Genomic DNA, 11324 nt, shown 5'->3' with positions numbered 1-11324 from the left:
TCACTTCCTCTCGTACGCGGCCATCGCGGCCCGTACGGCGGGGGAGAAGAGCGCGGGACCCAGCGCGTCCGAGTACGCGAGCCCCTCGGGAGAGAGGCGCAGCAGTCCGGCCGGCGCGCTCTCGTCGAGCCAGCCGAGGGCCGCGAACCGGGCCAGCTCGGCGGGGAAGTCCTCGGCGGGGCCGGAGCCGAACCGCTCGCGGTAGCCGGCCTCCGCCATCCCCTCGGCCTGGAGCAGGGACTGGAGAAGATGACGGCGGCGCGTCTCGTCCTCGTCGATCCGGCGGCCGACCTCCGCGCGGGAGAAGTCCTCCGTCGTCGTGTAGGTGTCGATGATGCCGCGTATCTCGCGCATGTCGACCGCGTAGTCGAAGGAGTAGTGGAGCGCGGAGGTGTAGGAGCGGGCCCCGCAGCCCAGACCGATCATCCCGTCGGTCTGGCACGCGTAGTCGTCCGCGCCGGCGTCCTCGAACGGGACGTCCGGACGGCGGAACATACGCATCGACGTCTGCTCGTAGCCGTGGGCGAGCAGCTGGTCGCGGCCCTGCCGGTAGAGCCGCAGCCGCTGCTCGTCCCAGGCAGCGTCACCGCCGGCGCCGAGCCGGTCGAGGCCCGTGAGCGGACGTACGTACAGGGGGTAGAGATACAGCTCCTCGGGCCGCCAGGCGAGCGCGGCATCCAGGGAGTGGCGCCAGCTCTCCTCCGTCTGGCCGTCGATGCCGTAGATCAGATCGATGTTCAGGACGGGGATCCGGGCGTCCCGGATGCGGCCGAGCGCGGCCTCGACCTCGGCGCGGCGCTGTGGGCGTACGGCGGCCTTCGCTTCCGTGTCGACGAAGCTCTGGACGCCGATGCTCAGTCGCGTGGCACCCCGCTCGGCGAGCACCGCCAGCCGGTCGGCGGTGGCCGTGGCGGGGGAGGTCTCCACGGAGAGCGGGATGGCCCGCAGATCGGCCCCCATCCGTTTCTCCGCGATGTCGCACAGCCGGTCCAGCTCGTCCGCGTCCAGGTAGGTGGGCGTGCCGCCGCCGAAGGCCGCCGTGGCGAACCGCACGGTGTCCGCGCCGCCTTCCGAGTCCGCCAGGGCGTCGCGCACGGCGGTCGCCTGCCGGTCGAGCGCGTCGAGATAGCGCGTCGTCAGTTCGTCGGGGGCGCCGATCCGGGTGAAGAGATTGCAGAAGCCGCAGCGGACCTCGCAGAACGGTATGTGCAGATAGAGGGAGAGCGCGTCCTTGCGTTCACCGGCCCACAGCCCGCGCAGCGCCGGGCGGTCCTCCAGCGGACGGTAGGCGGTCTTGTGCGGATAGGCGTAGACGTAGCTCTCGTACGGACGAGGTGCGAGGGTGGTGCTCATGGGGCTGTCCCGCTCTCCAGGAAGAAATGGGCGTACGGCACGGTCCAGACCACCTCGTGGCCCAGACGGTGGCCGGTCCAGCCGTCGTCGCCGTAGGCCGTGCCGTGGTCGGAACAGACGATCGTGAAGCAGCGCCGACGGCTGCTCGCGGCGGCGAAGAGCCGGCCGATATGGCGGTCGACGTACTCCAGCGCGGCGGCGTGCGTGGCCCGCGAGTCGCCCGCCTCCCGGGTGGCACCGGGCAGATGGAACCAGTTGGGCTGGTGCAGCGCCGCCACATTGACGAACAGGAACAGCCGCTGGTCGGGCCCCAGGCCGGCGACGAGCTTCTCCGCGCGGTCGACCTGGGACTCGAAGGAGGTGGGGGAGGCCACGCCGAACTCAGGCTCCCAGTGGCTCTCCTGGAACATCCCGGGCAGTACGGAGCCGAGCGCGCCCCGCTGGTTGAAGAAGCCGACCCCGCCCAGGCACACCGTGCGGTAGCCGGCCGCCGCGAGACCCGAGACCAGATCCGGCGTGTCATAGACGAAGGTCCGGTCGGCCGTGGTCTCGCTGCCGCCGAAGCGCGCGGCGAACAGCCGTGGATGCGGACCCGGCGTGGCAGGGGTGGGCAGAAATCCGGCGAAGATCGCCTGATGCGAGGCGTAGGTGAAGCTTCCCGGCGCGTGCCGCTTCTCCCAGCGGCCGTCCGGGAGATGCCGGGCGAGATGCGGAATGCGGCCCGCGGCGGCCAGTTCCTCCGCGACGTCGAAGCGCAGTGTGTCGAGGGTGACGAGCAGGAGATCGTCCCGCCCGACGACCTCGTTCATGTCAGGTGTCCGCACACCGGCTCCTCGGTCGTCCTGCGGGTCGCGCGCCTCGGCAGGGCGGCGAGCTGCGCCGCGTACGTGTCCAGGCCCTCGGCGCCACCGCCCGGCAGCCCCGTGAGACCGGGCAGCAGATCGCCGAAGGCGTTGACCTCGCCGACGGCGTACCGCCGCCAGCTCGGGGCGGGCAGCAGATCGACACCCACGCAATGGGTCAGGGGGAAGCAGCCGGCCGCCGCTTCACCGAGGGCGAGAGCCGTGGAGAGGCTGCCGCCGGACGCCTCGATGACGGCGCGGGCCGCGTCGAGATCCCCGCGCTTCCCGCCCAGATGCAGATTGGTCATGGGTGACCGGCTGGTCCGTACGACCACGTGCGTGGCACGGCCCGCGACGACCACCACCCGCAGATCGGCCGACCGGCCGTCCAGGACGCCCTTCGGTACCCACTGCTCGATATGCAGTCCGTCGGGCGCGAGGGTGTCGATGATCGCGGCCACGTCGCGCTCGCTGGTGTAGTCCCGGACCCGCAGGGAGTTGAAGAGGCAGCCCGCGCCGTCCCGTTCGACGGAGGTGAGGGCACGCACCCGGCCGGGACCGGCCCTCTCGATGGCGAGGACACCGGAGGCCGACGAGCCGTGGGCGATCTTGACGAACGCGCGGCGCAGTCCGGCTCCGGCCATCAGGGCGCGAACGTCGTCCCAGCCGGACACGGCCGGGCCCTCGGAGCCCGAGGTGGGGGACACGGGAACGCGCACCCCCGCCGCGTCCAGCACGCCATGGCACAGCCGTTTGTCGAAGAGGACCGCCAGCTCGCCGGGATCGTCCAGCGGATCGGCTCCGGCGGCGGAGACGGCCCGGCCGAGGTCCCGGGCCGCCGCCATGAACCGTTCGTACCAGCGGGCCGTGCCTTCGACGCGGGTCGGATCGTCCAGGTCGCGCAGCAGCCGGTCCACCTCCGGGTCCTCACCCGGGGAGTCGAGCCGTACCGTCTCCCCGGCCGTGAACCGCGCCCGGCCGTTCAGCACATCGCGCCAGGTCACCTCGCGGGCGGGGGCCAGCCCGGCGGCCCGCACGGCGTCCTGGAACAGGGACACACGGCGGTTGCCGGGGACCCCGACCACGACCAGTCTCGGATCGGCGCCGGCCGGGGGCGCGTTGCTCGGGTCCGGGGTCATCCGTTACTCCGACACCGCGGTGTAGCGGTGCTCGACGCCGTCCGACTCACGGCCCGGCTCCGTGCTCTCGGAGAGGTCGATCTCTACACCGGCCGCGCCCAGCGTGTCGAGGAGACGCTTCCGCATCGCCTCGCCGAGGTAGTTGTGGTGCAGATCGAGCTTCTTGAGATGGCTGAGCGGCTGGCCGCCGAGGAGAGCCTCCGCGCCGTCGTCGCCGAGCGTGCCCATCGAGAGATCGAGTGTCTCCAGCCCGGCCACGACCGGGGCGCCGGCCAGCGCCGCGGCGATCTCGTCCTGTATCTCGCTGTTGCGCAGCGCCAGCGACCGCAGCCGGGGCAGCCGGGCCCCGGCCAGGATCGGCGCCAGATCGGCCACGTTGGCGTTCGCGCCGTACCACGACGTGCCGAGCCAGAGGTCGAGATGTTCCAGCTCGGGGAAGTCGCTCGCCGCGACGGACCGCACCACCTCGGCGTCCAGGCCGCCCGTCTCGATGGTGAGCGAGCGCAGCCGCGCGTGCCGGACGGCGGGGAAACGCAGGTCCTGGCCGCCGCGGACACCGAATTCCAACAGCTCGGGGAAGGCGTCGAGCAGCGGGGTCACCAGCCCCTGGTTGATCCAGGAGATCTCGCACTCATCGCAGATGATGTCACCGAGGAACAGCGCGCGCAGGGCGGGCAGCCGGTCGCGGGCGGCGACGAGGGCCGAGATCACCTCGTCGGGGCCGGACTCGTAGGCATCGCTCCACGATCCGACGATCAGCGCCCGGACCTCGGTGGTGTCCACGGACGCGGTGAAGCGCGCGAACGCCGCCTCCCACTCCCCCTCGGCTTCGTTCAAGTCGACCGAGATGCGCCAGGCCACGGCGGCCGGGTCGGGGAGCTCCGCCGTCGTTTCCGCTTCGGGGAAGTCGAACGCGGGCAGGCCGTAGAACTCCCGCAGATGGTTCGAATTGGCCATGACGAACGCTCCAGACGTCTGTGACATGTGATCGGCTGATGTGGAGCAGTTCTACCAGCGGCCACTGACAACACCCTCGCAGGGGCCGATTGTCAGACCCTCCCCTTAGCGTCGTTCACAGGTCGGCGCACCGGCGCCACCGGTCGAGGGGAGAGCCATGTTCCGGCAGGGAGACGTCCTTATCGTGCCCGTCGCGGAGGAGACGGTGCCGCCGCGCGTCGTGGACGCCGCGCGCACCCCGGGAGAGCCGAGGGACGCATGGGGGCGGCTGGTCCTGGCCCTCGGCGAGGTCACCGGCCACGCCCACGCGGTGGCCGGACCGGGCCGGCTGGTCCGTGAACCGGGCGACGAGCTCGGACCGATGTTCCTCCATCTCCCGGAAGGCGGACGGGTGGTGCACGAGGAGCACGCGGCGATACCGCTGCCCAAGGGGTGGTTCCGGGTGGTGCGCCAGCGCGAGTACCTGCCGGGCGCGGTGCGCATGGTCGCGGACTGAGCGCGGCGGACAGTGCCCGGCACGGCCCCGCGGCGGGCCGCGGGGCGACGGACAACAGCGGTACAGCGGTACGCGGACGGCGGACTGACAGGGGGACGGGCATGACAGGGGACGGGAATGACATCGGATGGGGTTTCGGGGATGAATGACGTGAGTACGTGGCGGGCGGTCGCGGCGGCGACGGGGGAGACGGACAGGGCCGCCGCCGAGCGGGGGGTGCGGCTCGCCTACCGCCGGGCGGCCCTCGCGGAGCCTGAGCGGATCATCTGGGCCGGCTCGCCGCTGGCCGGCGCGCGGACCGCCCGGTCACTCGGCGACGCGGGACGGTCCGTACGTGACGAGGTGCGTACGTACCCGTGGGCCGAGGAACGGCGCAGGGTGCACGACGAGTTGGGACCGGCGGGCTGGGCCGCGCACTGGAACGTGACCGGCGCCCGGCTGTGGGACACCACCCGGGCGCTCGCCGAGCGGATACGCACCGGAATCGTGGAGAGCCTCGCCGACCGGCCCGCCGAGGCGGCCGAGCTCCGCGCGGTGCTGCTCGACGCGGTTCTCGGCCAGCAGGACGCGGCCTGGCTCGCCGCGTTCGACGGCCGCAGCGAACGCCTCGAAGGACTCGCCGAGGTGGCGCGGCACGCCGGCTGGTGGTGGCCGTACGAACGCGCCGTGGTGATCTGCGAGCGTCCCGTCGCGCTGTACCGCGACGAGGCGGGCCGGCTGGACCGCGGTGACGGCCCGGCGCTCGCCTATCCGGACGGCTTCGCCCTGCACGCGTGGCGCGGGATGCCCGTACCGGCCGAGTTCCTCGCCGGGCTGCCGTCCCTCACCCCCGAGCGCATCCGTACCGAGGCCAATGCGGAACTGCGCCGCGTCATGCTGGAGTACTACGGCTACGACCGCTATCTGAACGAGTCGGGAGCGCGGCCCGTCCACAGCGACGAGACCGGTGTGCTGTGGCGGATCGCGCTGGACGGCGACGAGGACGTCGCGATGGTCGAGGTCGTCAACTCGACACCGGAGCCGGATGGTACGTACCGCACCTACTGGCTGCGCGTGCCGCCCACGGTGTCCACGGCGAAGGCCGGGGTCGCGTGGACCTTCGGGGTGGAGGAGGAGGCGTACGCGCCGGTGCGACAGACCTGAACGGAGCGTACGCCGGTGGGGGCGGTCGTCTCGGTGGTGCGCAGTGACCGGGGGTGCGGGGCGACCGGACCGGTGGCTCGGGCCGCTGGACCGTGTGTTCAGGCCGCGAGCAGCGCGTCCGGCCCGATCAGCGCCTCGTTGCCCTCGCCCGTACAGGCGTGGGCACCCGCCACGGCGCCGAGCCGGGCGCACTCCTCCAGGTCGCGTCCGGCCAGCCGGCCGTACAGGAAGCCGCAGACGTACGCGTCTCCCGCGCCGTTGGAGTCCACCACCGGCGCGGGCGGGACGGTCGCCCTGACCGGGCGCGGCGTACGGCTTCCCTCACGGCTCATCACATACGAGCCGCCCGCGCCCGCCGTGGCGACGACCGCCTCGGCCCGGCCCTCGCGCAGGATCTCCCGCATCACCGAGGCGATCCGCTCGCTCGCCCCGGCGGCGCTGAGGAACACCAGGTCGGACCGGAAGGCGAAGTCCCGGTGATAGTCGGAGAGACCGTCCCAGTCGTGCAGATCGGTCGAGACCGGGACACCCAGCGCCTCGATGTCGTCATAGAGGAACCGGGCGAAGTTGGTGATCGACAGATGGACATGGCGCGTGCGTTCGAGATGGGGCAGATAGAAGTCGCGCGGCATCCGCAGATCGTCCGGGTCCCTGGCGTCGTGGAACGACATCCGGCGGCCGGTCTTCTCCACGAGGTTGACGGCGCGCCGGGTGCCCGCCGGGGAGAGCAGGGCCTCGAAGTCCACATCACCCCGGGCGAGCCGCTCCCGGACCTGTTCGCCGGTCCAGTCGTCTCCCAGGTAGTCGAGGAACTTGACGTTCAGGCCGAGATTCCGGCAGCCGAGCGCCACATTGCCGCCGGTGTGCCCCGGCCATTCGAGGATCGGCCCCACCGGGACCGAGTCGGCGAGTGGCACCGGCAGCGAGTCGACCCGGACGACGGTATCCACCCCGCTGCCCCCGACGACCAGCACATCATGATGGAGCTGGTCGGTCCGCTGCTGCGCCACGATCTCCCTTTCCGCTGCCTGAGTGAGGTCTGTACGCGTGTCCGTGCGGCTCTACGTTCCGGGGCCGGGTCTTCCGAAGGCCGTGCTGTCCAGCCCCAGTTCGCGGGCGAGGGTCTCGTCGGCCCACTCCAGCATGGTGGCGCGCGGCAGTGAACCCTCGTACGACGTCATCTGAACCGCGAGGCCGTCCAGCATGGCGGTCAGTCGCCAGGCCGCCGACACCGGGTCCGCGCAGTGGAATTCGCCCGCCGCCGAGCCCTCCGCGATGACCTCGGCGAGCGCCGCCTTCCACTGCTGGTCGAGGGCGCCCGCCACCTCACGCAGCGCGGGGTCGCGCAGCGCCGCCGCCCAGCTCTCGATCCACAGCCGCCACCCCTTGGCCTCCCCGGCCGGCGCGTACCAGCGGACCGCGCCGTGCAGCCGCGCCAGCGCGCTGTCGCGCCGGCCGAGCAGCGCGCGCAGCTGGTCGAGATCGCCCCGTGCGGCATGGGCGAAGGCCTCGGCGACCAGCTTCTCCTTCGTTGAGAAGTGATAGAGCACCAGCGCGTTGCTGACGCCGAGCACGGCGGCGACATCGGAGATCCGCACGGCGGCCACGCCCCGCGCCTCGATCTGTTCGACGGCGGCGCGCAGCAGGTCCTCGCGCCGTTCCGCCACACTCAGCCGCACTCTCGCCACGACGCCACCCTACCGAGACCGACCCCCGCGTCTCACCCGTACCAGCCGTACCGTTGTCCGACGACCGGCGGACGGCCGCCGGGCGCCGCGACGACCACCGGGGTCACTGCCGGGGTGACTGCCGGGGAGATCACCCGACTCGGGGGCGTAGCCGGGAATCCCGGGGGCAGTGACGACGTTGGACGTGCGTACGCCGGCCCGGGTGGGGCACCCGATCGCATCCGATCGACTCGACCCGCACCGATGTACACACCCGGACATAATGGGACGACACCGAACCTCCAGGAGGTGCTGTGACAGGCGCTGGTTCCCCCCTTTCGTTGCGCTCCCGGCTGCGCTCGCTGCGACCCGCGGCCTTCGGGGCCGATTCGGCGGGCGAGCGGCTGGAGCGGATCCACCGCTCGCCGAACTTTGTCGACGGGGTGTTCCAGAACCCGGTGGGGGCCAGGACCAGACCGTCCGGCGCCTCGGGACTGGAGTTCGCGAAGATCTACTTCCAGAAGGAAGCGCGGGCCCGGCGGTCGCCGATCGGCACCATTCCCGTGCACTCCACCACCCTCGCGGACCTCGCCGCGCCCCCGGTCTCGGGCCTCCGCCTCACCTGGATGGGGCATTCGAGCGTGCTCGCCGAGATCGACGGCCGGCGCGTGCTCTTCGACCCCGTCTGGGGTGAGCGGTGTTCGCCGTTCGCCTTCGCGGGGCCCAAGCGGCTGCACCCGGCGCCCGTCCCGCTCGCCTCCCTCGGTCCCGTCGATGTCGTCGTGATCTCCCACGACCACTACGACCACCTGGATCTGCCCACCATCCGGGCCCTCGCCTCCACGGACACGGTCTTCGCCGTACCGCTCGGTGTCGGCGCCCACCTGGAGAGGTGGGGCGTGCCCGCGTCCCGGCTGCGCGAACTCGACTGGAACGAGTCCACCGAGGTCGCCGGTATCCGGCTGACCGCCACCCCCGCGCGGCACTTCTGCGGCCGCGGTCTGCGCAACCAGCAGCACACACTCTGGGCGTCCTGGGCCGTGGCCGGTCCCGAGCACCGGATCTACCACAGCGGGGACACCGGCTACTTCCCCGGATTCCGCGACATCGGCGCCGAGCACGGCCCGTTCGACGCCACCATGATCCAGATCGGCGCGTACAGCGAGTACTGGCCCGATATCCACATGACCCCGGCCGAGGGCATGCGCGCCCATCTCGATCTCCAGGGCGGCCGTCCGTCCGGCGTGATGCTGCCCATCCACTGGGGTACGTTCAACCTCGCCCCGCACCCGTGGGCCGAGCCCGGCGAGGGCACGGTCACCGCCGCCGCCGAAGCGGGTGCCGGGATCGCGCTGCCGCGCCCCGGCCAGCCCTTCGAGCCCACCGGTGACGAGGTTCCCGACGCCCCGTGGTGGCGCTCTGTGGCCGCCGTGCCGGCCGGGGGCTGGCCCTCCGTAACCGCACGCTCCGCCGCCGGGGCTCCGGCGGCGAAGGTGGGTACGGCGGGCGACGTCACCGGCAAGGGTGACGGCGGGAAAACGGAGGAGACGGCCGAGACCACGTCCTCCGCGTAAGCGCGCGGGCCCCACGGGGATCGGGCCCCACGGGGATCGGGCCCCCGCCCTTGCGGCTCACGTCGGACGCTCAGACCTGGACGACGCGTACCCCGCGCTCCTCGAACCGGCGCGCCCACTCGGGCGCGCCGGAGTCCGTGATGAGCGTCCCGATGTCCTCCACCGGGCAGATCCGCGCGAACGCGCGGGCGCCCAGCTTGGAGCTGTCCGCCACCACGACCAGCGTTCGCGCCCGCTCGGCGAGCAACGCGTTGATACTCGCCTCGTGCTCGCTGTGGGCACCGGCGCCCGACTCCGTGTCGACGGAGTCCGCGCCGATGAACGCGATGTCGAGGCTGATCTCGCCGATGATGTGCCGGGCCAGCGGCCCGACGAGTTCGTACGACTGGGGCATCGCGACCCCGCCCGTCGTCACCACCTTGATGTGCGGCCGGACCGCCAGCTCATGGGCGATGTTCAGCGCGTTGGTGACGACCGTGAGCGCGGGCTCCTCGGCCATCCGCTCCTCCGCCGTTCCCCGCAGCTCACCGCGGGTGGCGAGGGCTCTGGCCACCTCCGAGGTGGTCGTGCCGCCGTTCAGCCCCACGACCATGCCGCGTTCCGTCATCGCCGCGGCGGCGCGCGCGATGCGCTCCTTCGCCGAGGCGTGCCGTACCGCCTTGTACTGCAGCGGCAGTTCGTACGCCACGGAGTGCGCCACCGCCCCGCCCCGGGTGCGCGTCACCAACTGCTGCTCGGCGAGGTGATCGAGGTCGCGGCGGATGGTCGCCACGGACACCCCCAGCTCCGCGGCGACGGCCTCGACCTCCAGCTGATGCCGCTCGGTCAGCAGCTCAAGCAAGGTCGTATGCCGCTCATGGCGATTCACCGTAACCCCCTCGATCCCGTGGAGCCTTGATCCTATGTGCTCGTGACCTCGTCCGAGTTGCTTGTTAGTGATTGAAAGTGTCGTCTAGCATGCAGAAACAATCATACGGTTCGAGAGTCGCAGGGCTCAGGGGAGTGGGGACGCACATGACGCATGTGGAGACGGAACTGGCCAGTCAGCCCGAGTGCTGGCGCCGGGCGGCGGCCCTGGCCGAAGGGGTGCGCGACAAGCTGCCGCAGCCGGGTGAGCGCACGGCCGTCGTCGGCTGCGGCACCTCGCTGTTCATGGCCCGTGCCTACGCCGGGCTGCGGGAGGGAGCGGGGCTGGGCGAGACGGACGCGTTCGCCGCCTCCGAGTTCCCCGCCGGCCGTCGCTACGACCGGATCGTGGCGTTGACCCGGTCGGGGACGACCACCGAGGTGCTGTCGCTGCTCGCGGACGTCCGCGGCACCGCCCGTACGACCGCGATCACCGCGGACCCCGGGACGCCGGTGCGTACGGCCGCCGACGATCTGGTGGTACTGGACTTCGCCGACGAGCGGTCCGTCGTCCAGACGCGCTTCGCCACCACCGCGCTCACACTGCTCCGCGCGCACCTCGGGCTGCACCCGGACGCGGCGGTGACGGACGCGGAGACGGCCCTCGCGGAGCCCCTGCCGGCCGGGGTGACCGAGTGCACGCAGTTCACGTTCCTCGGCCGGGGCTGGACCGTCGGGCTCGCGGAGGAGGGCGCGCTCAAGATGCGGGAGGCGGCGCTGGCCTGGACCGAGGCGTATCCGGCGATGGAGTACCGCCACGGTCCCATCAGCATCACGACCCAGGGGACGGCCACGTGGGCGCTCGGGCCGGCTCCCGAAGGGCTTGAGGAGCAGGTACGGGCGACCGGCGGGCTGTGGGTGCCGGGGACGCTGGACCCGCTGGCCGAGCTGGTACGGATCCAGCGGCTCGCCCTCGCACTGGCGGACCGGCGCGGTCTCGACCCGGACAATCCGCGCCATCTCAGCCGCTCCGTGATTCTTTCGCCGTCCTTCTGAACCTCTTTCCTTCCTCCCCCTCCCTCCTCCGCTTCCTTTGTCTCCTTTGTCCCTCCCGTCCTCGTAGAGACGTTCGGCCCGGTGCCTCGCACCGGGCCGAACGTCGTATTTCGCGCTGATGTGCGATGCCTCATACCGGAGCGGGATGCTCTGTGGGGAACTTCGTCAACTGCCCACCGCGAAGGAACGCTTGGCGACTACCGTAAGTGCTCGGTGATCAACGGAGGGCGTACGCGGTATGCGCAGGTCCT

General features: G+C 71.9%; 11 protein-coding genes. 4 read left to right on the top strand and 7 right to left on the bottom strand.

The genetic code is table 11. The annotated features are described in order from the left end of the window. From CU044_RS32600 to CU044_RS32585, 4 genes are read right to left on the bottom strand one after another with little or no spacing between them, the layout of a single operon-like run. Positions 1 to 1353: an STM4012 family radical SAM protein gene (locus CU044_RS32600; RefSeq protein ID WP_129772341.1), complete on the bottom strand. Its 1353-nt coding sequence runs from the start codon at positions 1351 to 1353 to the stop codon at positions 1 to 3. Continuing rightward, positions 1350 to 2162 (bottom strand): STM4013/SEN3800 family hydrolase, encoded by an 813-nt coding sequence (locus CU044_RS32595; protein WP_129772495.1) that lies wholly within the window; start codon positions 2160 to 2162, stop codon positions 1350 to 1352. Before CU044_RS32595 ends, CU044_RS32600 begins: the two co-directional genes overlap by 4 nt. Then, the gene (locus CU044_RS32590; protein ID WP_129772340.1) at positions 2159 to 3334 is read right to left on the bottom strand and encodes an STM4014 family protein; all 1176 of its coding nucleotides are present in this window, start codon (positions 3332 to 3334) and stop codon (positions 2159 to 2161) included. Before CU044_RS32590 ends, CU044_RS32595 begins: the two co-directional genes overlap by 4 nt. Before the next feature lie 3 nt (positions 3335 to 3337). Continuing rightward, a complete protein-coding gene (locus tag CU044_RS32585) occupies positions 3338 to 4291 on the bottom strand; it encodes an STM4015 family protein (protein ID WP_129772339.1) in 954 nt (317 codons plus the stop codon). 157 nt (positions 4292 to 4448) lie between these two features. On the opposite strand from CU044_RS32585, the gene CU044_RS32580 reads away from it, so the two are divergent. Both CU044_RS32580 and CU044_RS32575 read left to right on the top strand, forming a co-directional pair. Then, a complete protein-coding gene (locus CU044_RS32580; protein ID WP_129772338.1) occupies positions 4449 to 4787 on the top strand; it encodes a hypothetical protein in 339 nt (112 codons plus the stop codon). Positions 4788 to 4928: 141 nt separating this feature from the next. After that, complete coding sequence (locus CU044_RS32575; protein WP_129772337.1) at positions 4929 to 5930, top strand: DUF6745 domain-containing protein; 1002 nt, start codon at positions 4929 to 4931, stop codon at positions 5928 to 5930. A 98-nt stretch (positions 5931 to 6028) separates the two neighbouring features. Here CU044_RS32575 and CU044_RS32570 read toward each other — a convergent pair whose 3' ends face one another. Then, positions 6029 to 6940 carry a PfkB family carbohydrate kinase gene (locus CU044_RS32570; RefSeq protein ID WP_129772336.1) on the bottom strand — a complete coding sequence of 304 codons (912 nt, stop codon included), beginning with the start codon at positions 6938 to 6940 and terminating at the stop codon, positions 6029 to 6031. 51 nt (positions 6941 to 6991) lie between these two features. Beyond that, positions 6992 to 7618 carry a TetR family transcriptional regulator C-terminal domain-containing protein gene (locus tag CU044_RS32565; protein ID WP_129772335.1) on the bottom strand — a complete coding sequence of 209 codons (627 nt, stop codon included), beginning with the start codon at positions 7616 to 7618 and terminating at the stop codon, positions 6992 to 6994. A 293-nt stretch (positions 7619 to 7911) separates the two neighbouring features. Between CU044_RS32565 and CU044_RS32560 the strand changes: the two genes are divergently transcribed. Beyond that, complete coding sequence (locus tag CU044_RS32560) at positions 7912 to 9171, top strand: MBL fold metallo-hydrolase (protein WP_129772334.1); 1260 nt, start codon at positions 7912 to 7914, stop codon at positions 9169 to 9171. Between the two features lie 70 nt (positions 9172 to 9241). On the opposite strand, the gene CU044_RS32555 is transcribed toward CU044_RS32560, so the two are convergent. After that, on the bottom strand, positions 9242 to 10039 hold the full coding sequence (locus CU044_RS32555) for a DeoR/GlpR family DNA-binding transcription regulator (protein ID WP_129772333.1): 798 nt from the start codon (positions 10037 to 10039) through the stop codon (positions 9242 to 9244). Positions 10040 to 10185: 146 nt separating this feature from the next. On the opposite strand from CU044_RS32555, the gene CU044_RS32550 reads away from it, so the two are divergent. Further along, the gene (locus CU044_RS32550) at positions 10186 to 11073 is read left to right on the top strand and encodes a sugar isomerase (protein ID WP_129772332.1); all 888 of its coding nucleotides are present in this window, start codon (positions 10186 to 10188) and stop codon (positions 11071 to 11073) included. Positions 11074 to 11324: the final 251 nt, after the last annotated feature.

This window comes from Streptomyces sp. L-9-10, assembly GCF_004151105.1.
GTDB lineage: Bacteria > Actinomycetota > Actinomycetes > Streptomycetales > Streptomycetaceae > Streptomyces.
Note: the sequence above shows the minus strand (reverse complement) of the source record. Positions and strands in the feature narration are given on the sequence as shown.